The following is a 23274-nucleotide window of genomic DNA, read 5'->3' as shown; positions in this document are numbered from 1 at the left end:
GAGAGAGGGGCAGCCCTCTCTCTAACAGACCAGCAATAATTTCAACTCTAGAAAAACCCTATTATTTAATACGTTGAATCTATATTTTTAACAGCCCCTTCCGATAGAATTTTTTTACTAACCAGCTGCAACAAAATCCCAATACATTTTTCCCGAATGGTGTCCCTAATAATACGAACTGCAGGTGTAATTGATTGCCTGCCGGGGCAAACAAGCCATAATTCGGTAGACTTAGGTAAATAGTTGGCCATCAAAGGGACCACTTTTCCATCCAGTAAATCTGAAGACATATCCAGGCAGGATTTTATCGCCAGCCCCTTACCCGCTACACACCAGCGGCGAACCAAATCCCCATCATTGGAAGAGCAATTACCGCTCATTTGTACCTTGAATATCTTTTCTTTATGAGAAAACTCCCATTTATTATGAATGATCCCGTGTAATTGATAGAAAAGACCATTATGGCTAGTAAGCTCCCGGGGATGCTTAGGGATACTCTGCCGGTCCAAATAATTGGGAGCTGCACACAGTAAGCGCGGCACATCACAAATTTTGAAACCATAAAGGTTTGCATCCCCCGGTGGTCCATAACGCAGGGCGATATCCACAGGGTCACGATAAAAGTCCACTTGGCTATCGCTGATATTCACTTTCAAGTTTATCCCCGGGTGCTTGTCCTGAAATTCATCAAGCCAGGGCGAAACCAGATTACGCCCAAAATCCGAGGAAACACCAATGCGCAGGTCACCGCTAACTTCCGCACTGCCCTCCTTTAGATCTTGTTTGGCCAGATCAAGCATCAACAATGCTTCCTCACACTTCGGAATAAAGCGCTCTCCTGCGCCCGAAAGCCTCAGCTGCCGGGTCGTCCGAATAAACAAGTCTGCCCCCAGGGCATTCTCGACACGCTTAACTGCTGCGCTCGCCGTTGCCGTACGCATATCGAGGCTTGCCGCAGCGGCTGTAATACTGCGAAATTCAGCTACTTTAAGTATGACTTTTAAGTCTTCAATCAGCATATTATCAATTATTTTTTGATAAAGATTCAAAGATTGTAGCGTTTTCAAAGAGTAAAGCTACTTCTAAAATACACTCACTTCATCAATACAGCCGTAGTAGTCCGAGGCAAAACAAGGTCTCTGAAGAGGTATTTGTATTGATATCAGGTAAAAACGATTGATAAAGATGGGGCTGCACTTAAGCAAGCAATCATTATAAATTTTATATCAAGAGGATTTCGGAGCTACATCATGAGCAGACTAACAATAGTTGCCAATATTAAAGCCAAAGCTGATCAGGTTGACCTGGTAAAATCTGAGCTTTTAAAGCTGATCAATACCACACGAACAGAAGAAGGTTGTGTAAATTACAATTTACACCAGGATAACGACAATCCTGCTCATTTTCTTTTTTATGAAAACTGGCAAAGCCGCGATCTGTGGCAAACCCATATGAACAATACCCACTTACAGGAGTATATGGCTGCCACAAAAGGTGCTGTAGAAGAATTTACCCTGAATGAAATGACAGAAATAGATAATTAACAAAAAACTTCAGAATATATGGCACCGAGAATAACTTGGTGCCACTTTTACAATCTTTTATCTATACTCTTAGAGCAACTTTGAGGCTTAACTCGTGCCAACTGATAGAGAGCCAATCATAATTAATTAGCTAATTACCAGATCACTTATTTCCTGCCACCCGCTTTACCTGATCACTAAATACAGCATGCTGTAACCCAATCGTTCCCAGGGCTTCAACCGGCAAGAAAACCTTGTTGTTGGATGCCGCCATCTTATCCAGGACCTCCAGGGTCCGATAGGAGAGATATTTATCAGTCACTGACTTAGCCAATAAATCATTTACTTCTTTCTGTCCGATCGCCTTCTCGCGGGCAATAGCTCGATTCATTTTCTCTCGCTCCAAATCCCGCTCCATTTGGATCTTCTGGATCTCAAACTGAGCCTTCTCCTGCTCAATCAATTCACGTCGTTCTGCTGCTCGCTCCTTGGCTTGGGTAATCACTTTGGGAAACTGTACATCAGCAATACCTAGGCGTTTAACGACAATTGGAGTGCCCTCCAATGCTTTAGAGACTTCATTGAAAAGCTCGTGGCTGAGAGATTCCCGGCTGGAAGCGATCTCATTAATAGAGTACTTGGCTACAACTGCACGTATCACATCTCTAATTACCGGTTGGGCATAGGTACCATATACATGGTTAACTGAAATGTTGCCATTCACTGGTGGAATTCGATCAAAAACATGATCAATCGCTGCATTATTAATAGCCCCGGTCATGCGGATATCAAAGCTCATATTGAGTTGATCTTTGGGCATAAAAACCTTGAATTTTTCCACATGCCCAAAATCTGCAATTGTCATGGTGACAAGCCTGTCGCAGTAAAAAATGCAAATATCTAAGCGAAACTTGGAAGGGGGTACCACCTCTGGTTTATAACCATTCTTAGTAAGAATTTTACCCACATGTGCTGGAGGTACCTCAACTCGATCCGCGCATGCCGCCAGAAGCAGCAATGATGCTATTAGTCCCAGTACAGATAAGTAACGCATATTTATTCCAAAAACACATCAACAAAATAATTAAGATATTGCAATCAGATAAAAACAGCAAGACGCACTAGAAGACAAAAATATGATATTATCCCTCAATATGAAATATGGGTCAGTCCCATTTTGATTTGGTACGCTATAAAAAATACTGTTTACTTGGTGGGCAAATGCAGCTGGAATTTATCACTGCCACTTTTTTTAATCTTGGCATAAATCTGATCTACACCTTACTCGCGCTATTTATCGGCATTGCCGCTCTAATTACTATCGATAAGAAGCTCTTGCGCACCGTAGATATAGAGGGTGAACTCAAGAATGGTAATATCGCTGTATCCATTTTCGCTTCTACAATTTTAATCTTTGTGGCCATCATCATCTCCTTTGGCCTGAAAGGGTAGGAGGAAGCTCCATGCGCAAGTGGATAGCTCCGCTATTGATTGTTTCAACACTGTTAATGTTGCCGGAGGTGTTACGCAATACAGTGCAGGGCCAGAAGATAAAAGGTGTTCCAGGTGAGCCACTTGCCTCTAATGGTAGAACTTATGGTGTAAATACCAGCCTTATTGAGGATCGCCAGTATGGGGTTGTAAAGGTTACTGGGACCAGCTACCCGCTGGCAGAAGAGACAATCCAGAAAGTAGTCGCCAGGCGAACACTGGAAGAAAGCGCCCATGTTTCCATTTGGAACTGGCAGGGACTCGAAGCGGTAACTGCATCAGCCAGGGGCCTGGATCAGCAACACCACTTTGCCAACAGCTACCTCGTGGGTTTTAAACCCTTTAAAACCCGACAACTATGGGTACCCCTGTATACGCTGGCTATGAATAAACAATACCAGTATGACCATCAACAATACGCCGGACTGTCTGATATCTGGCAGACATCCCGCCAGGCCTATTACCAGAAACGCGGAGACTGTGAAGACCATGCCATTTTACTCGCCGACTGGCTGATTGAATTGGGTGTGGATGCAAGGGTAGCGCTGGGTACCCACAATGGCCAGGGGCATGCCTGGGTGGTTGCCATCGTAGATGGTCAGGAGTATCTACTGGAGGCAACCAGCAAGCGCCGTCAGACCAGCTGGCAGGCAATGCCATTGGCTGCTTTGGCGGAAGGTTATGAAGTGGAATTTCAATTCAACCGCAACTTCTTCTGGGCAAAGAAAACCACAGCCCCCACCCGAAAATATCGCGGCAATCACTGGATCAGGAAATCTCAGTTTGTACGTAGTTGAGAAGTGAGAAATAAAAGCCCCCCAATGAGTATTGGGGGGCTTTTTCAAACACTTTTTTATTTCCCACTATCTCAATTAAATTGGCGAACCCGGTGGCATCGCCTTGATATCTTCGGCTTTTACTTCCAGCTCACCACGCATAAAAGCCTCGATACGTTTTGCCTGGAAATAGTAGTGGGCACTGTATCCTTGCGGATCCTCACCAAAGAGCTTTTTCTGACCCAGAGCCTGCTGAAAAGTGGCCAGCTCAAGCTGGGCCTTGGCCCGCACAGATTCGGCTGCTTTCCTGTCACTGGCAAGCAACATTAAGCGCTGTATATAGACATGGTTCACTCGCTGGTGAATAACTGCCTGCAGGCCCGAATACTGCTCACTCTGCAGTGCCATAGAAGTGAGCTGATTCAACACCTGTGTAAAGCCTGGAATTTCGCTGCTACGGGCGCTTTGCTGATTCATTCGCGCAGCCCGCTGAGGATCCATAAGAATTGAGAGGGTATGGCCAGCTGCCGCTTCACCGAGTGCCACCGTATCAAAGGCAACACCGGTATAAGAAGGGAAGCTCTCCGCAGTGCGCTCATAGCCATAAGATTTGGGCGGAATTAATTGTAATACCTGCTCCGGCAATGCCAGGAACTCAGGGGAGAGAGTCCCCAGTAAAGTATCAATAGCCTGCTGCTGACGCTCTGCCGGCACCAGGGTATAGCTATTTTGTTCAGCATCGTTATAGAGGTAATCGTAATCCAGACCACCAATCAATTTACCCACGGCTTCTGCCTGATAGCGATGCCCGTAATAAACCGGCACCAGTGTTTCCTCCAGATCAGAGCGGGGAGCAGATTTCGGATTGGCTGCAGTAGAAAAGTTGTTCAGGGCATGGCGGCGCAACTCCACCATACGGTCAAACTCAACCAGTGGATCATTACCATTATCCCAAAGATGGGATACCGCATGCGCATTGTTGATTGCACGGGAATCCGGATCTGAAATAAAGCGCAATTTTTGCTCCTTCGCCTCTCGGATCACTGAATCCAGGAACTCCTGTTCATCTTTGCCAGTGCCATAACCATAGCGAACTGCCAGCTTATCCCAAACACCGATTCCAGTGGCATAAGCCTTATCCAAATCCATATCAGTGTGTACCAGAGACACCAATGGTGCCGGGTAGTCCATCACCGATGCACGCCCCTTAGTGCTGGCAGCAAAGTTGTGAGCCAAACCCAGCGTATGGCCAACCTCGTGGGCAGACAACTGACGTATACGCGCCAGAGCCATGGCCTTGAGGGCCTCCGTATCTGCAGATTCGCCGACATAGGGTTGCAGTAACCCCTGGGCTATCAGGAAGTCCTGGCGCACACGCAAAGAGCCCAGGGTGACATTGCCTTTGAGAATCTCTCCGCTACGAGGATCAAAAACCGAGTACCCATAAGACCAGCCTCGGGTAGAGCGGTGCACCCAATTGATGACGTTGTAGCGTACATCCAACGGATCTACATCCTCGGGCAAAATCTCGACCCGGAAAGCATCTTTATAGCCCGCCGCGGTAAAGGCCTGATTCCACCAGCTCGCACCTTCGACGAGAGCACTGCGCACGGGCTCTGGCACCCCCGAATCCACGTAGTACACAATCGGTTCGACTACCTCATTACTACCCGGCTTCTTCTCCAGGCGATGACGATAGATAAAGCGCTGGTCCAAGGGTTGGTCAATAGCGCTGGCGTAATCCCGATATGCAAAGGGAAAGTAGCCACTACGGCTATGGAATTGGCGAGGTTGGTATTTCTTGTCCGGCAATTCAATCAACGAAATATGTTGGCGCAGGGTTACCAGGGTTGGAGTTGGTACCACTTCGCGCAGATATTTACCTGGTTTGGCACCGGTAAAAGTCAGCTGCACTTCAAATTCGCTGTTTTTGGGAAAATTCTTTGTGCGCGGAAGGTAAACGGCGGACTTTGACTTATCCACAGAGTAATTACCCTGCTCAGCCTGCCGGAGGCGCACAGCAATACCATGCTGATCGCTCAGCAGGAAAGGGGTAAAGTCAATCAGAACACCATCACTGCCCTGTGCCATCACCTCAAAGCCCCACAGCACCGAGGAGGCAAAAGCCTCCTCCACTGCACGACGCTCGGCAGGATTACTAGAGGTGGCACGATAGCGGGCATTTAGCTGGTGCAGCAGCACCTTGTTGCCAACTCGCTGGAATTTTACCAGGCGGCTCTCGCCAATCTGGTTGCGATCCAGTCCTACCGGGTTCGAACCAAGCCCCTGGGCCAAGCCAGTGAGGAGTAAAAACTCGCGCTCAAACTCCTCCACTTGTAACAGTACACGACCAGTACTTACATCCCAATAGAAGTCATGATATCCACCGTATTTACGCATATCCGCTGTGTAATCGACAATATCCTTCGCCTGTACAGTTGTGCCACACAACACCAGATACAATGCCACCAAGAGCCTACCTAACGACATTTCCTACCCCCATTTTTATTGAATTTTATAGCGTGCCTCTGCGGCGACACAGCGGACACCTGGACCGCCGGCAAGGTTATCACTTAATTCCAAAGCGATAACTCCCAATATCGCTTGAAAATCAATCAGATAATTTTTTCAGCTTACCGCATCTGTTCCCCACAGAAGCAGCGTCAAAGGGTGAAAGGTTAAATAACAGAGGCACTTGATATGTGGAAACCGCTCGCAATCTCGGCTCTTATCGGTCTGGGCACAGCTGCCCAGGCGCATGACAAAATTGAAATCCATACCGATGACTGCAATGTATCACTGGACTACTCAGTAAGTGTCGGCCCAGATTTCTTTATAGTGACGCCGGAGGATGACGACCAGCAGCTGGTGTACTTCAACTCTCCAGATCGGCTTCTGGTGGATGGCAATCAAACCTCTCTCACTCCCCAGCAGCAACTCCTGATGCAGGAATACCGGCAACAGTTGCATGTGGCCGGGCGTGATACCCTGTTGATTACCCTGGAGGCGGTAGATATCGCCATGAATGGCTTATCCATCGCAATTACCGCCCTAGCAGGCCCAGATCACCCGGATACCCTGGAACTCCAGCAGTTTTCTGCAGACCTGTTGCAGCGTACCGAAGAGCGCTTAAACCGCGAAGGAGAAATATACCAGCTGGGAGCTTCCGAAATCGGAAATTTTGTCGACGAGACTATTTCAACGGAATTTGAACCTCGTATAGAACGATTGGCCAAGGAGTCCGCTGGAACCATTGCCTGGCATGCCCTGAAAGCGGTATTTACCGGGGGTCATAGCATCGAAGAACAAGTGACAAAAGACGCAGAACGAATGGTAGAACAGCGTGCAGATGTGATTGAGCACAAAGCAGAACAACTTTGCACGTCACTGGAGACTATCGATCAATTAGAGACAGAAATACATAAAGCTATCCCAGCTCTAAGTAACTACGATTTGGTGCAGACAAAATAAGCTCCATCCCCCAACTGGGCCGCTCTGCGGCCTTTTTTATCTATTACAAATCCTATCGATTGCCTTTTAAAGGAAAGCTAACCCTTATCAAGTGATAAAGCAATTGAAATTATATTTCAAAATATAACCCCAAAAGCCTCATAACCTTAGCCCAACTAATATTCTTGTTCTTTAGCTAGCGAATTTTCATTTCAAGAGGTGGTGAAAATTAGGGGTACTAAAGATATTTTAGCTAGCAAGGCTTTAAAACTGCAACAGTTACCAGTGTACGCTTTCTCGGCAGCTATTCTCAGCCATAGGGAAAAGTTAATGTAAGTAAAAAAGGGATTTTTTAGCCAAATACCAACTCGATTGAAAGCTTCAAAATCTTGCAAACGATTAAAGTGGGTTATGATAAGAAATCAGAAAGTCGAATATTCTGCAAATAGATACACATTGAATAATTCATTAGAATCAAAAATAGTTTCTTATACAACAAGCAGCCAATACCCTATAGTAAAGTAATTTTTATCCAGTAGAATTTATAAGAAAGTCTTGATTCAGGATTCCACAGTAAAAAGGCACAAACAATATTCGGCTAGTATAATTTCCAATCAATCATGAATTGAGAGCTTGAACTCGACCACATATTGGCTTCCCCCAGCTCTCAAATCAAATTATTTTTACTCTTTACTAATTTTAATTAGCACTTACATCTAAATAGGCGGGTAAGCCTTCTTGACCAGCATGGTCTATCGCAATAATTTTATATCGATAATTAGCACCCTGCTCCACATCAGAATCCTTATAGGATAATTGACGTGTTTTATCTATAAGCTCCTCGCCACGAAAGATCTTATAGTGAAGTACGCCACCATTTTTGATGGTTTCATTCCAGGATAATTTTACCTGCTTATCAGAAACTGTATATTTAAACCCTGTAACTTGAGCGGGCGGTGGATGGTTACCAAAAGTACAGGGTACTATATCCCTACCTAAGCCGTCGGTACATTGATCAACATACTTATCTCTCTTTTTCGAGGCATTCCAGTTTGTTGACTTTCCACCAGTACACATATTGTCAACACAGAAAGGAATATCATAATTAATACAGGTTCTACAAGTATCAAAACCATAGTTATCAGTGAAAGGTATCTCAGCCTGATTCAACGCAGGGAAATAATTACAGACTAAAACATGTGCGCCATCATTGTAGGCAGGGTTATTGGAGCCTATAACACTATCGCACTCTGCCACAGCACAGCCTACATAACGAGTTTCCCCATGACATACTTGGGCCCAATGCCCGCAGGTGTCATCGTGACATCGCATCGCATCCCAGTCATAAGCGTGGCTTTCAGCATACCAGGATTTAACTGATCCGCCCCAATGGTCAGCATCATATTGCGACGCTGGTGGGTTAGATATGTAAATTGAAACATTTTCTCCAATTGCAATATTACCAACAGGAAGAACGAAAGAAACTTCGTCTTTAACTTTCTCAAAAGCCTCTCGAATACCAGCAGCTCCATTTAAGTGACCAAAGTAACAAGCTGATGCTCTTTCTTTCGCCACTTTAGCCAAGGCATTATCCCAGAAAAGAGTCTGCATATTACCGGCGCTTTTGGGGGCATTGTCCCCCTCACCGGCCTCACCCTTAGCACATCTCTCACGATACTCATTATGGGTATCCAGCATTACACGCTTCTGTTCCACTGAGAACTCAAAGGATCCATTGCCATTAGGATCAACAGTAACAACAGAAAAAACAACGGATTGTTCTGCACCATCAGTTAATGTGAAAGTGATGGTATCTGTGACTGCATCCCCCGCACTGAGACTATGTGCTTTGTCATTTAGGGTATATTCCCAATCACCAACACCGGTAATCCTAAAATCACCGTAATTCCCAGCACTGCTACTCTCAACAAATCCCGGGGTATTGCCGTCGACATCTATGATTGTCAGAGTACCCTTGGCATCTGCACTGCTCCCCACGATCAGAGTAGCAAGAGGGGATTCGGGGCTAAAAGTGTAAACATCATCAGCACCTGTCACCTGAATAGTAATTAATGTAATGTCATCACCTGTTCCAACACCAACCATAAATTCATCAATTGCCAATTCATCAGCACTCAAGGGGTCAGCCAGGCCCGCATCCAGGGTATAGCTCCAGGTACCATCAAGAGAAACATCAAGCAGACCGTATTTTCCCCATTCATTAAGCTTTTCAAAAGTTTGCTCGGCATCAACACTATCAATCAACTTGCCAGAGGTAGAAGTCTCATTATCCTCGCTAACGCTACCTTCACCACCACTAATGGGATCGGGATCGGGATCGGGATCGGGATCGGGATCGGGATCGGGATCGGGATCGGGATCGGGATCAGGATCAGGATCAGGATCAGGATCAGGATCAGGATCAGGATCAGGATCAGGATCAGGATCAGGATCAGGATCAGGATCAGGATCAGGATCAGGATCAGGATCAGGCATGCCACCACCATTATTATCAATGATGCCAGGATTATTATCTTTCTCACTATCAGAACCGCCTCCGCCGCCCCCGCAGGCAGTCAAGAGAACGGACAAACAGATAGCTGTTATTAGCTTGAAGGAATCATTCATGTCAGCCCCAATAACATGTTGTACTTTTTAGAAAATTGGGGCGAATTATAGAGGGGCGTTTTCGGCATTCTGTGAAGCATGGCATATATTTTATAGCAGCCTAATCAGAAACCATCTGATCGTGCAGAAAGCTGTTTAATTAATGAAAATATAATTTTTTATTCATTTATTCTTATCAGGACTTGATTTTCAAAAAGCAAACAAAGCGCTCACCTTAAAGTTAACTACATGAATATTAAAAGCAATTTATACTCAACAGATCAGATGTTTACTGGCCTCTATTAGACAAACAACCCAAATACGATTTCAATCTACCATCAAAATAAAAAATGAACTCAAGACAGGCATCCACTGAATTTTTAGTTGGTTTCTAATTCAACACAAATCATTGCAACCCTTTAATAAATTTAATTGTATCATCGGCACTGATTTTTGCATTTTCAACATGGGCCATATGCCCGATATTTTCATAAGTTATCAATTGGCTGCCAGGTATTTTGTCTGAAAAATAACGACCCACTTCCAAGGGAATAATTTGATCATCTGCGCCCCAAATGAATAGAGTGGGAGTTTTTATATTTTCAAGACCATTAAGCGGTTGAAAATTTACACTGGCATTAGCCACCAAATTAAGAGCTGTTCCCCGGTTTTTTTCATAACGGGAAAGTAGGTATATGCGCTCTACCAATGTCTCTGACAAAGCGTGCGGATCGTAAAACATCTTGGAGTGCAGTATTCTACGTATCAGACCACGGCTACCCAGATGTGAAACCAAGTGTCGCCCCCAGTGACTGATAACAAAACGAGCCATACCGGTTGGCATCTCCAGTCCCTTATCACACCTATAGCCTCCAGGCGACACAAGGATTGCAGCCTCAACAGTGTCTGGATGTTCGATCAGATAACGTAAAACACTATTGCCTCCGAACGAGTGACCAATCATCACGAACTTCTCGAGTTTCATTGCCTCGATAAATTTCGCAATAAAATCAGCAAAATGCTTTGGTGTATAAGTTCCGCCCGGAAGAGGGTCAGTCAAGCCGTGTCCGGGTAAGTCCACCAGAATTAAATGATAATCTTCAGAGAGAATCTTAACCCAATCATTCCAGGCACTAAGCGAATCCCCACCACCGTGAAAGCATAAAAGTACCGGATGTCCCTCTGGTCCTATTTCTCGATAATTTACTGAGAATCCATTTTCCATTGATAACTGATTAAAGGAGTATTCGGATAACTCATTTCGGCTCAGGCTGGGACTAAAAAATGCCATCCAGACAAGCCAGATCAAAATCAACAGGAGTATCAGAACAAGCCAGAATATCATAGTTCGCTAGGGCCTCCCTGGCCCGCAACAGTGCAATCTATATACAGAAAAACCATGTCAGATGGAATGTCAAAAGGAGATTTTTAGTACTATCTTAGTCATCTTAAATAAAGTCGTCTGCCCTGTATTTCATCTGGAGCCAAACATAATCTCCAAGGCCCCCAGATAACCTCAAATCCATATCGTGTTGATCTATTTCTACAGTTCCTATCTATAGCTATAGTTCTTTATATAAGAATAGACCGCAGGCTGGGATAAGCTTCCTTATCGCTTTGGGAGATCAGGCGAACTCCATTAGAAGTTCCATTTTGCGCCTATAATCTCCCTGGTTACCTCGCGAATGGACTCCAGTGATAAGGCAATATCCCTCTTATTTATTGCCCATGAAGAGACACTAAGGCGCAGTGCCAATTTTCCCTGCCAGACTGTGGTGCCAAACCAACATACTCCCTCATCTTATATTCTTTGCACGATACGATGCATGTCGTCCTCACCTCCAATTGTGGCCACAACCTGATTCAAAGCGACATCATTGAGCAGCTCATAACCCATTTCCATTAATCCTTGTGCCAAATGTTGAGCATAGGAACAGCAGCGCTCAACCAGATCTCCCACACGATTACTTCCCATCTCCCGGATCGCAGCCCAAACCTCAACACCGCGCGCACGGCGAAAAGATTCCGGTACCATATCCTTGGGCGGTGGTTCAGTACCAGCTTGTAAGTAAGGCGCCTGAGTTGTCATAACCCGGTTTACAGCCCCTGCATCACGACAAATTGCCACGCCACAATCGTATGGCGTGTTCAGCCACTTGTGACCATACACCGCCCATGAATCCGCCAGTTCGATATCGGCGGTCAAATTAGCTTTAGCAGGAGAAGCCGCCGCTCATAAAGCAAAAGCGCCATCCATATGTATCCAGGCTACAGCTTCACGAGAAGGACTGACCCGCCTTTCACGAATTTTTGATAAATACTCTTCAGCACATTGAATTGCCTAAGATAAAGCATTTAGGGATTCTTGGTTATCAGTAGTTTTATTGCTATCCATACTATCGTCACACAGTATTTCAATAATTTTCTTCGGCTATTTTTAGCATACGAAGAAAAACTGCAATTGAGTACTTATATAATCCAGTACTTGTAGAAAAGGATGGGAACTTTAAAAAAGATAAGAGTGGACAGAAAAGCTAAAGATAATTTTTGCAGACAAAGTCCCAGGTTTGCTCATAAAGTAACTGATGACCGCTGGGGTTTGCGTGAAGACCATCCTCAGAAAGTAGCTTATACAGTGGCCTGTTACGCCATAATTTATCGAAATCCAATATTGGAATCATTTCTATAGCCGCCACTTCTCTCACAACCTGAGTATAAAGCTTGGCATCAGATCTAAAAAAATAGCTATCACTATTGTGAAAGGGCGTAGTCCGGAGTTCATCAAACGGAATACCGGTCATTACAAAGGTTGGAGCGATCATTTTGGAGGTTTGCAAAAGCTGCAACATAGCTTGGCGATATGAGTCCAGAGCTATGGCAGTCTCTTCCATTACTCCTCCTACCCGGCAGATATCATTGAACCCGGGATATATTCCAATTAAATGGGGCCTCCTCAGAGGCAGCTCGTGGGAAGCTCTAACAATAAGCGAGGCCACCGCCTCACCAAACACACCGAGAGAATAAACAAGATTCTTGGGGTTTAAATCTTCAAAGCGAAGGCGAAATCTCTGTACAAAACCACCCAGTTCTGAATCTCCTCTTCCATAGACAGAACTGGAACCAATAAAGATAATTTTTCTAGGTATCTTTCTCGCCATATAAGCCACAAAACTGACTCTATGTTTTAATTTGTTGTCCACATCACATAATGCCCCAGAATTACCCTGCGGGCACATTTAGCATAGGAAAAGATAATGTCAAAACGCAAAGAAACCAAGAGTATGAAAGCACCTGAAAAAAACAATCATATGCTTTGAGCTATATGATATGAATTTTAAGTGATTGAGAAAAATGATATCAATGGAAAAAGAGGCCCCATACTTATTACATTTAAATGGTGATGAAGCTCTATTTAAATGTCACACTTAGTTGAGGGCCTTTAATATCAGATACGTACCGTCCAGAACAGGCGGATTACATTGGCTGAAAAACTATAGGCAGGTTCACTTCCCGGAGTAATAGCCGTACTATCACCATGCACCGTAACATCGAGGAAATCCTCGTAGTCAAACAGGATATGATCCCAATATAAGTTTATAGTATTCCTGCGATTTAGCAGGGACCAGCGTTGTGGCAATTCATAAGATACACCTACGCCCAGTGCTAGCGTGGTATAGTTACTCAATTCTTTGTCACGTGCTCGGAAATTGGTAGCATTCGAATAGGGAAACAAGTCGCTATAAAAATCAGCGCTGGTTTGCTGGTAATAGCGTATCTTACCTTCAAGGATCCATTCATCCTGCTCTTCTAGCGGGTGAGTGTAACGAAACTCGACATTATCCGCAGTTATTCCCCAGCTATCCGCATAGCGGCGATACTCACCTTTTATTGATGCACGGTAAGGTAATCGATATTTTAACCTAATAGCTGCCGCATCACTATTTCTGGTCCTTGGATAGTTTTCAGGTTGATAACTAAATCCCTGTGAAACTGTTGGATCAAGAAAACGCACCGTTCTGTAAGGATTATTAAGATAACCTTCATCGGTGACCGTCTCTACGCTTAATTCAGCAATTAATTTTTGTGTAAGAATCTGATTCCAGCTCACCCCATAGCGACGGTGTTGGGCTTCATCAGAAAAATACTCATCATCATTGCGAAATACTTCATCACTACCATAGCTGACACGCAGATCAATAGTACTCAAGTCTCCAAAGAATCCCTGACTAATACCAAAGCCAACTGTTTGCGCCTCATAATCACTCTCCGAGCTATTGGTATAGCCGAAATTAATGGTGGTTTTATCCACCAAATAGTCCACCCCGAGAGAGTACTGATCACGCCTTTCAGTATATTCACTAGCAGTTGCCTCAACATCAATTGAGGCCCCGGAAATCATATCCACATAGTAATTTGCGGAAAAGGAGACATTGTTGCCAATATTTTTACGAATCAACACCGAGGGGCCATCTATGGTAACCCCCGCCACTATAGGCATGATACAGGTTATCAGCTCGCTCCTCAGGTAACACAGCAGCAGAAGCATAAACGGGGAAAATTAACCCTAAAGCAAGGCAATAACGCAACAATTTAGTTACAACCACATCCGCCTCCACTACCACCTTCCGCTCCCCTAGCCGCTTCCCGGGCTTCATACACATGGTTCATGTAGCTGGCGGCAACTGGATCTCTCTCAAAACCCATAATTGGATCCGCCAGGTACTGACGCTCGTAAGGAGCCACCCAGGGCGTTACTGTGCAACCACTGAATAGCGATACCGCCAACAGCGGCAACAAGTAGCGCAACATGATATTACTCCCGGATTAATTCCTTAATGATTTTCTTATATGCCGCTTCATCGCCATCACGATAGCCTTTATGGATATGACGAACATTCCCATCTCGATCTATAAAAACCGTGCTCGGCATAGCGTCAATACCATACATTTTGCTCACCTCACTGGTGCTATCGAATAAAATGGGGAAATTCACCGGTATTTTTCCCAATAACTTCTCTGCATCAGATCGGTGTGCATCCACATTTACACCCCAGACTTGGAATCCAGCCGTGGAATAACGCTCGTGCAACTGGTCCAGCAAAGGCATCTCCTGACGGCAGGGCCCACACCAGGATGCCCAGAAATTCAGCATAATCACCTCACCACGCTGCTCCGCCAAACGCAGGTTCGCACCTTGATTAGAAGCTAAAGTAAAGTCTTTAGAAGGCTCAGAAGCACTGGCGCCTGTCGAAAATACAAGCAGCGCAAATACAGCAACAATTCGTAACATATAAAAAATCCTTATTGTTAATTTTTAAAACAATCAGAAAAATACAGTAAGTCCCAATTGGGTAGACAGGTTATGAGTAGTTTGCGCCTCACCAAATAATTCGTGTTCAAATACGTGATCACGCACATCAAAGCGTAATGCCAACCAATCATTTGCCAATAAGCGCACTCCGGCACCGAAGTTATAAGTAAAGTGCTCTTCATCGGCAAAAGAGGTATTACCGGCACCACTCACCAGATAAAAATCAGTATTAAATGCCCAGTCATCAGAAATAAAGTATTCCCCTTGAAAAATATTCCAACCTAAAGAAAAGTTGTAATAGCTCAGCTCCCGTTGTTCATCGGTCAACAAAGGAGCGGCACCACTTAAACGCTCAAAGCTGGATTCACCCAACTCAGTCTGCGCATAAGTGCCCTCCATAAAGAAATCTTCAGTAATATGGTAAGAAACTGACGTGCCATAGAGGGCATTGGAGCCAAAATCTTCTACATTGATAACCCCGGCAAAGACACCCAGTTCAATATTCTCACTGTCTATCAGTGCATCACGTACCTCGCGACGCTCCAAATCTGGAGAGACAATATCTGTTATAACTTCCTCACCTTGTTGGGCAACACAGGCATGAGCACTGAATAGTGCGGATAGGGTTGCTGTGCCTACAGATATACGTCGAAACCAAGTTTCCACTCGACTATCTCCTGATTATTTTCCCGCGAGGTGAGCAGGTAGTGATTCGTGTATTCCGCCTTAACGGCAAAGCGGCGCGATAGATAAGTTTTTATCCCTATGCCCGCCAGCATTACTGTGTCCTGGCGATCTTCAGTTGCGATAATAGTCGCGTTGGGTGATGTGATATTCAGGCCGGCACCAAGCAAAAAATAAGGAGATAGTCGCCAGCGTGGGAACGGCTGGTGTAGTACTGCCATTTGATACACTTGGCTATCAGAAAATTTACCAACTGCTTGAGTAGCACGCAATTCAGTAGCCAAATTAGAGGTAAACTGGTAGCCGAGTGTTGTTCCCAAGGAGTTGGCACCTGCAAAATCGCCGTAGGAAAAACCCAAATAAAAGTAACCCGCTTCCACATCCCTGAAATCTGGCAGGGGAACCCGTACCAACTCACCCTCCTCACCATAAATTTCCTGCAGATCCGCAACTCGTACCCAACCGGTTTTATTGCGCGACGCCACTACTTTTACCCAGTCGGTACGGCGCTTAAGCAGCCAGATTTTTTCACCATATTCAGCTACATGAAAAATCGGATAGCCTCGGCCAGGCCCTCGATAAATATTGATAAACGCATTACCAACGGTAACCCGTTCAGCGTCATCAGGTATATCGCCCATCACATCAATAGCAACGGGAATTATCGGCTCCGGGTTTTCTTCTTCTGCCGGGAATTCCTCAGGTACCTTTCCCGAAGATATTTCCACCTCCACACCCTCGACCACTTGCGCCACTTCACTCCCTTCTGCAAACGCGAAAATTGAAAGTAAGTTGGCTCCCAATAGTAGAGAGAAAATAAAAAAGTATTTCTTAATAATGGACATGGATCAGTCAGCCGGTGCAGCAAAAGGATCGTTATAGTACTGAGCGCCGATATCCAACCATTCAGCAATCAGGCGTAATTCTGCCGGCTGCAAGTAACCTGCGTGCGCCCCCCGGAGGAGAACACTGTGAAAAACGTACTTTCTGCTGCAGTATCAGCCAGAACTGAAGTACTTGTTACAACGACCATCACCGGAATAGGATCACCATTGGCATCAAGTATTAAATTGCCATCTTCATCAGTTTCAAATACCGGATTACCCTGATTATCCGTCTCCTGTCTCAGCCGCGGAGTTAAAATTCCATCGACAAGATCCAAGATAGGACTATCAACCAGCAGTTCGGCATAGGAGGTAAACCAAGCATCGTTCACAATGGATGCACTGGCGGTCAGATCCAGTTGCGCAGCAGGAACTCGCGTAGCGCCAGCGGCATCTACTGGTGAGTGACAGGCAGTACAGGTGTTATCACTAATCACCGTGCCGACATTATCTACAACTTGGCGTGGCAGCTCCCAGATTGGCTGGATATGCTGTTCGTAGTGAATAACACTACGACAACTGCTATCCCAATTATCCAGGCAGGCCAGCGGTGCAGGGATTTCAGTCAATAAATCAGCGTAAGCCAGAGAAACATCAGTATCTTTGGCACGAACTGCTGGATCGGTCCACACGTCAGAAAACTGTACGTCTCCCGTTAATCCAGCCTCTCCAATAACCCGAGCCAATAACTGCGCCATGGTTTCACCCATTTCCGCTTGTAGCGCAGGCTCAGTATTAGCGAAAGGCGCCGCAGAGGTTGGTGCCCCACTCCAGGCAGATTCCAGCTGCATATCCACGCGACCATGAGCATTTTCACTCTCACTGGTATGGCAGCCCACACAGCTGCGTACCTCACCGGACCGTAACTGCAACCAGTTATTGTGCTGCTCAAAAATTCTCCTGCCCTCGGCATCTACCACTGAAATTGCAAAGGGAATATCGGCAGGTATTTTGACTCGTACCGAACCATCCGGTTGGATAGGCGTATACCCCAGGATTTCGCGCATACCCTGGCTACGGTTACGACCAAATGCCGAGCCATCAAAATCCAGAATGTCATCATCTGGAATCGCTACAGCTTTTACAATACGCAGGAAACGCGCGGGACGTTCATCAGCGCTGGTCAAAGCCGGATCAGCGAGCACTTCTATTCCGGCTATATCCTCACCATCAAAATCGTAGACGCTACGGATATCCAAAATACCCACAGATTCCTGCACCAGATCGCCATCCACATCCACCCCGGGAATTGGGTCAGGAATATAAGCTGGCTCTGTACGGGGCTCCAAAGTCACCCCCTCGGAGATCATTATGCCTTCTTCTGCGACAATAATTGGCAATTGGGTACCGGCCTCATAATCATAGATCCACAAGCCGTAAAGAGGATCAGCTAATACCAGCTCCTCTTCACCCTCCAAACTTTCCGGACAAGGACGCAGCAGCTCCGTCTCTTCCTCCACAATGCGACATTCGCTCCAAGATACCAACAGTCTGCTGGTACCATCGTAGAAAGGCCAAGCTGTGGAGAATGTGCCATGGGGAGAGAGTGTCCCATCAGTAACAACCTCAGCAAATGAGACAGAGGACTGGCCAACCAGCTCACCCTCACCACCGGCTTCACTGTAGGCTTCGCTGTAATTTACCCCATCGATAGCTACCAGATCGCCGCCGTAACTTATTCCTGCGGGCGAACGCAGGTTTACCAGTAAACGTCCATCTGGCATCTCACGCGGCCTGGAGAAAGTGGCAGTAGAATTTTCGGTGCCGGTTTCCTGGCTGTGATAACCATAATGGAAAGACAGATCACTACCATCTGGTTTAATGGTATAGAGACTTAAACGGTCTACACCGGCGGCATTATCCCAGCGATTAAACAGGATACGCCCATTGTTCAGTACTGTGGGATTAAGATCGTGGCTTTGATTGAAAGAGATCTGACGAATATCACTGCCATCTGCCTCCATCACATGTAAAACAAAAGCAGGCTCATCCTGATCATCTGTCAAAGCAGAAAATTGCGGCTTGTTATCATCCAATAACAAAGCGCGGGCACGACGTTGGCGACTAGATGAAAATACAATACGCCCATCTGGCAGAAAAGCCGGGGCAACATCCTGCCCTTCCTCAGCAATAAGGTCGGACTGTATGACTCTTTTCAGCTCTTTGGTCTCAAGGTCATATAACCAAATATTCCAGGTGGGCTGCTCATCGTCATCAACATTCTCCAATTCAGGTGCGCGCATTGCGAATATCAGGCGCTGCCCATCGGCGGAGGTATTCAAATCTTTAACATCGTAATCGCCGATAAAAATCTCTGCGGTAATTACCGTCTCAGCAGCACTCGCTGTAGCGCGATCCTTCAGGACCAGCTCAGCACCGGGGAAAAAATCCTGGGGTTGGTATACGCTGTCTGGCTCCAGAGCCCCTTCATCATCCTTATTAAGTTGACGACGCACAAAGGCAATAGGGTAATCCACCACTACTGGATCTTCCGCCTGTTCTCCACCACTTGAGGAGTTGCCACCACCACTACAAGCGGCCACGAACAGCAATAGTGGCACTGCACGCAAAAATTTCATTATTTTTTATCCACCCGGCATAGGCACCAGCAATATGCCGGTAATATTTGCTGAAGGCCCTACATTATTTTGTGTGCGGTTTTTACCGCTAAGGGTAATTCTCGCAAGTTGCGCACAAAAAGTTTGCCAACTGGGACGCAAATATTGAAAGTCATTCTGACAGTGTTGAAATTCGCTTTTAGTATGCCTTGCTATACCCCACTGACCCCATCAATAAAATAATCCAATGAAAAATAATTCGTCTCGAGCGCATGTGATCCAGCTCACAGTGGTAGGCGCAATAATCGGGGCCGGCCTTTGGAGTGGCTCCGCTCTCGCCGCTTCCCAGGATCAGGCCCTACAAATTCACAGCCGTATCACCGGCACAATTCCCTCTGAAAGTGTATTACTGGATATGGCTGAGGATATTGCTAATGGCAATCCTACTAGCGCTGCCTATACAGCCATGCAACACGAAGATTTTTACAATGTGACCCTGAAAAATCTCGCCACACCCTGGACTAACGAAGAGCAGGATGTGTTTGCGCCATTAAACGATTACAGCGCAACCGTTATCGGTATGGTGCGGGACGATATGGATTTTCGCCAATTGTTGTCGGCAAATATCCTGTATACCGGGAATGTTTCCGGACTGCCGGGTTACAGCACCAGTAATAACGATCACTATGAAGCTCTTGAAGCTGGAGGTTATTCCCTAAAAGATAATCTCGCACAACAGAGCCAGTCTTCTCTCAATGGACTTCCTGCCGATGCCACCGCAGGGGTGATCACAAGTCGCGCCGCAGCAAAAGCCTTTTTTAGTGCTGGCACCAACCGCGCCATGTTCCGTTTTACCATGCTCAACCACATGTGTCGGGATATGGAGCAGGTGCAAGACAGCACACGTCCACCAGATCGGGTTCGCCAGGATGTGAGTCGCAGCCCCGGAGGTGACAGTCGGGTATTCCAGAACAACTGCGTTAGCTGTCACAGCGGAATGGACCCTATGGCCCAAGCGTTCGCCTACTACGATTATGTCTACGATGCGGACAATGATCCGGAGGGGGATAACGGAGCACTCGACTACAACACCGCAGGGGATACAGATCCCGAAACCGGCAGTCGTGTGAAAGCCAAAAACCATATTAATGCAGCAAACTTTCCCCACGGATACCAGCTTCCCGACGATCGCTGGGACAACTATTGGCGTGAGGGGCCCAATCTTCACCTGGGGTGGAGTAGCGCCCTCCCCGGTAGCGGTAACGGAGCAAAATCTCTCGGTGAGGAGTTGGCCAACAGCCGTGCTTTCGCCACCTGCCAAGTCACCAAAGTTTTTCGCCAGGTGTGCTTACGTGAGCCCGAAGATGCCAGTGATCGCGCACGCATAGAATCCATCACTGACGATTTCAGCAGCTCCGGTTACAAACTGAAGCAGGTGTACGCCGATGCTGCAGTTTATTGCGCGGGGGACTAATAACAATGAAAACTTTAAAGAGCCTGCAAATATCAACCCTTTTATACACAGCGGCATTTGTTGTCGCTTGTAGTGGCGGCAGTGGCCAGGACACAGAGGAACAGCCAAATACCAACCAATCCAATAATGGCGTCAACTATTCAGGGCCAGCACCTGAAACTGATGACGTCAATCAGTACAAGCGCTATATCTGGGATAACCTGGTCGCACAGAATCGCTGTGGTAGTTGCCATATTGAAGGTGCACAGAGCCCTCATTTCGTACGCGGTGACGATATTAATGCAGCCTACGATGACGGGCGCGAACTGGTAAACCTAAGCCTACCGGAAGAGTCGCGCCTGGTGACCAAAGTGGGCGGCGGACACAACTGTTGGCTTTCCAGCGACGACGCCTGCGCTGAAATTATTACCAATTATATTGAAGAGTGGGCCCAAGCCAGCGGCGGCCTCAGTAATACAGTCACACTAACCCCTCCTATAGAACGCGATGTGGGCGCGAGCAAGAGCTTCCCGGTCTCAAGTAGTAACTTCGGTACTACCGTTTACCCGGTATTACGTAACTACTGTGCCAGCTGCCACAGTGAGGATGCCGCACTCGCACAAAAACCTTACTTTGCCAGCTCCGATGTCGACCTCGCCTATGAGTCAGCAAAGAGCAAGATGAATCTGGATACCCCTACGGATTCACGCTTCTCCGTGCGCCTGGGAAGTGAATTCCACAATTGCTGGGATGACTGCTCCGATAACGAAGCGGAAATGACTGCAGCCATCCAAGCCTTTGCGGACAGCATCGCACCTACCCAGGTAAACCAGGACTGGGTTATCAGTAAGGCTCTGCGCCTCACCGATGGCATTGTCGCCAGCAGTGGTGGACGCGTGGAAAATAATGCGATTGCCCTGTACGAATTTAAAACCGGCAGCGGCACTACGGCCTATGACACCTCCGGCGTAAACCCGGCTATTGATCTAGCTCTTTCAGGCGATGTGGAGTGGATTGAGTCCTGGGGTTTGCAGCTGAAAGGTGGTAAAGCCCAGGGGGCGACAGCGACCAGCCGCAAGTTATACGAAACCCTCACCGCCACCGGCGAATATTCCATTGAGGTTTGGGCCGCACCGGCCAATGTAACCCAGGAAGGTCCCGCACGTCTGGTGACCTATTCCGGCGGTGACGATATTCGCAACTTCACCCTAGGCCAGGCGCAGTACAGTTACACATTCCAGAACCGCAGCGACAGTACCGATGCGGACGGTATGCCAGCTCTGATGACTGATGATGCCGACCAGCAAGTACAGGCGAGTTTGCAGCACGTGGTCGCCACTTTTGACCCGATCAACGGCCGCAAACTCTTTGTAAACGGCGCTGATACCGGGGAGATGGACCCCACCGAAGCGGGACTCTTGAGCACTTGGGACGACACCTTTGCCCTAGCTGTTGGTAGTGAAGTAAGTAACGGAAATAGCTGGCAGGGCTCTATCCGCATGCTGGCAATTCACTCTCGCGCGCTCTCTGCCGAGGACGTTGCCACCAACTATGAAGTAGGTGTGGGAGAGAAATACTTCCTGTTATTTAAAGTTGAAGAGCACACCGGCATCGCCGAGAGCTACGTGATGTTTACCGTTCAGCAGTTCGATAACTACGCCTATCTGTTCAGTGAACCTACTTTTATCAGCCTGGACGAAAGCGTAGATCCGAAAGGTATCGCTATCGAAGGCATGCGTATTGGTATTAATGGTCGCGAAGCGGAAGTGGGCCAGTCCTGGGCCGAGTTCTCCACAGAAATTGATGATAGCTATGTACCGCTCCAAGGCCAGCAACTGTCCAGATTGGGCACCATTATCACCCTTGATAAAGGCCCACTATCGGACGAGTTCTTTCTCACTTTTGAGCGTATCGGCAACGCCAGCTTTACTCGTGTAGAGCCCACCCCTGCAGCGCCACCGGAACCGGCAGACCTCGAGGCTCAACCACGTATTGGCCTGCGCCGCTTCGAGCAGATTAATGCCAGCCTGTCTCGCGCTACCGGTATTTCCAGCGCCCACCCGGATGTGATGGAAACCTGGGAAACCGTGAAGCGCCAGCTTCCAGTCTCCAGTGACATCACCGGATTCCTGGCGGCTCAGCAAATGGGTATCACCCAGCTTGCTGTGAAGTACTGCAGCACCCTGGTGGATTCCAATGAGCGCAGCAGCTATTTCCCTGGTTTTGATTTTAGCGCTTCCGCTGGTACTGCTTTCGACAGCGCCGACAAACGAGCACTGGTGATTAATCCATTAATGGAGAGCCTGCTGGGCCACGAAATGAACTGGCACGACGGCAGCCACTCACAGCTGTCTAGCGCACCAGATCTAAGCATCGTGGAAGCGGAATTAAACAGCCTGATCAACACCATGACCGCCTGTGGCAATGGATGTGAAGCGGGGCGGACCGAGACCACGGTCAAGGCCGTATGCGCAGCCGCCATGGGCAGCGCCATGATCCTGATTCACTGATTAAAAAAACGGGCTGTCGCCCAGGTA

The 23274-nt window shown here is 46.9% G+C and carries 18 protein-coding genes and 1 pseudogene; 6 read left to right on the top strand and 13 right to left on the bottom strand.

Annotated elements, in window-relative coordinates:
• Positions 1–65: 65 nt before the first annotated feature.
• Positions 66–1019, bottom strand: a complete 954-nt coding sequence (locus P3339_RS01450) for a LysR family transcriptional regulator (protein ID WP_282952206.1) — start codon at positions 1017–1019, stop codon at positions 66–68.
• Between the two features lie 231 nt (positions 1020–1250).
• On the opposite strand from P3339_RS01450, the gene P3339_RS01445 reads away from it, so the two are divergent.
• Positions 1251–1544, top strand: a complete 294-nt coding sequence (locus tag P3339_RS01445; protein WP_020414184.1) for a putative quinol monooxygenase — start codon at positions 1251–1253, stop codon at positions 1542–1544.
• Positions 1545–1686: 142 nt separating this feature from the next.
• On the opposite strand, the gene P3339_RS01440 is transcribed toward P3339_RS01445, so the two are convergent.
• Positions 1687–2388: an SPFH domain-containing protein gene (locus P3339_RS01440; RefSeq protein WP_282952205.1), complete on the bottom strand. Its 702-nt coding sequence runs from the start codon at positions 2386–2388 to the stop codon at positions 1687–1689.
• 356 nt (positions 2389–2744) lie between these two features.
• Here P3339_RS01440 and P3339_RS01435 point away from each other — a divergent pair, with 356 nt between their 5' ends.
• Together P3339_RS01435 and P3339_RS01430 are read left to right on the top strand one after the other, a co-directional pair.
• The gene (locus P3339_RS01435; RefSeq protein WP_143730198.1) at positions 2745–2975 is read left to right on the top strand and encodes a DUF350 domain-containing protein; all 231 of its coding nucleotides are present in this window, start codon (positions 2745–2747) and stop codon (positions 2973–2975) included.
• Positions 2976–2986: 11 nt separating this feature from the next.
• Entirely contained in the window at positions 2987–3811 is an 825-nt protein-coding gene (locus tag P3339_RS01430) for a transglutaminase domain-containing protein (protein WP_020414181.1), read from the top strand.
• A 75-nt stretch (positions 3812–3886) separates the two neighbouring features.
• Here P3339_RS01430 and P3339_RS01425 read toward each other — a convergent pair whose 3' ends face one another.
• Positions 3887–6280 carry a zinc-dependent metalloprotease gene (locus P3339_RS01425; RefSeq protein WP_282952204.1) on the bottom strand — a complete coding sequence of 798 codons (2394 nt, stop codon included), beginning with the start codon at positions 6278–6280 and terminating at the stop codon, positions 3887–3889.
• A 210-nt stretch (positions 6281–6490) separates the two neighbouring features.
• Between P3339_RS01425 and P3339_RS01420 the strand changes: the two genes are divergently transcribed.
• Positions 6491–7261, top strand: a complete 771-nt coding sequence (locus P3339_RS01420) for a DUF2884 family protein (RefSeq protein ID WP_282952203.1) — start codon at positions 6491–6493, stop codon at positions 7259–7261.
• Positions 7262–7939: 678 nt separating this feature from the next.
• On the opposite strand, the gene P3339_RS01415 is transcribed toward P3339_RS01420, so the two are convergent.
• The 10 genes and pseudogenes from P3339_RS01415 to P3339_RS01370 form a co-directional block, all read right to left on the bottom strand.
• On the bottom strand, positions 7940–9868 hold the full coding sequence (locus P3339_RS01415; protein WP_282952202.1) for a VCBS domain-containing protein: 1929 nt from the start codon (positions 9866–9868) through the stop codon (positions 7940–7942).
• A gap of 385 nt (positions 9869–10253) precedes the next feature.
• Entirely contained in the window at positions 10254–11138 is an 885-nt protein-coding gene (locus P3339_RS01410; protein ID WP_282952201.1) for an alpha/beta fold hydrolase, read from the bottom strand.
• A gap of 510 nt (positions 11139–11648) precedes the next feature.
• A pseudogene (locus P3339_RS01405) lies at positions 11649–12059 on the bottom strand (pyridoxal-dependent decarboxylase); the annotation flags it as partial.
• Positions 12060–12381: 322 nt separating this feature from the next.
• The gene (locus tag P3339_RS01400; protein WP_282952200.1) at positions 12382–13005 is read right to left on the bottom strand and encodes a GDSL-type esterase/lipase family protein; all 624 of its coding nucleotides are present in this window, start codon (positions 13003–13005) and stop codon (positions 12382–12384) included.
• 287 nt (positions 13006–13292) lie between these two features.
• Positions 13293–14345: a DUF3570 domain-containing protein gene (locus P3339_RS01395; protein WP_282952199.1), complete on the bottom strand. Its 1053-nt coding sequence runs from the start codon at positions 14343–14345 to the stop codon at positions 13293–13295.
• Between the two features lie 92 nt (positions 14346–14437).
• A complete protein-coding gene (locus P3339_RS01390) occupies positions 14438–14656 on the bottom strand; it encodes a DUF4266 domain-containing protein (protein WP_020414172.1) in 219 nt (72 codons plus the stop codon).
• A 4-nt stretch (positions 14657–14660) separates the two neighbouring features.
• Complete coding sequence (locus tag P3339_RS01385) at positions 14661–15137, bottom strand: TlpA family protein disulfide reductase (protein ID WP_282952198.1); 477 nt, start codon at positions 15135–15137, stop codon at positions 14661–14663.
• Positions 15138–15170: 33 nt separating this feature from the next.
• On the bottom strand, positions 15171–15824 hold the full coding sequence (locus P3339_RS01380; RefSeq protein WP_020414170.1) for an outer membrane beta-barrel domain-containing protein: 654 nt from the start codon (positions 15822–15824) through the stop codon (positions 15171–15173).
• Positions 15794–16597, bottom strand: a complete 804-nt coding sequence (locus P3339_RS01375; protein ID WP_282952197.1) for an outer membrane beta-barrel protein — start codon at positions 16595–16597, stop codon at positions 15794–15796. The genes P3339_RS01380 and P3339_RS01375 overlap by 31 nt, the downstream gene beginning before the upstream one ends.
• Positions 16598–16755: 158 nt before the next feature.
• A complete protein-coding gene (locus P3339_RS01370; protein WP_282952196.1) occupies positions 16756–19305 on the bottom strand; it encodes an HzsA-related protein in 2550 nt (849 codons plus the stop codon).
• Positions 19306–19531: 226 nt separating this feature from the next.
• On the opposite strand from P3339_RS01370, the gene P3339_RS01365 reads away from it, so the two are divergent.
• Together P3339_RS01365 and P3339_RS01360 are read left to right on the top strand one after the other, a co-directional pair.
• Positions 19532–20758, top strand: a complete 1227-nt coding sequence (locus P3339_RS01365; RefSeq protein WP_051089521.1) for a hypothetical protein — start codon at positions 19532–19534, stop codon at positions 20756–20758.
• A 5-nt stretch (positions 20759–20763) separates the two neighbouring features.
• The gene (locus tag P3339_RS01360; protein WP_282952195.1) at positions 20764–23247 is read left to right on the top strand and encodes a LamG domain-containing protein; all 2484 of its coding nucleotides are present in this window, start codon (positions 20764–20766) and stop codon (positions 23245–23247) included.
• Positions 23248–23274: the final 27 nt, after the last annotated feature.

The sequence above is a fragment of the Microbulbifer sp. MLAF003 genome (assembly GCF_030012965.1).
GTDB classification, from domain to species: Bacteria; Pseudomonadota; Gammaproteobacteria; order Pseudomonadales; family Cellvibrionaceae; genus Microbulbifer; species Microbulbifer variabilis.
This window is presented reverse-complemented; position numbering and strand designations above follow the sequence as displayed.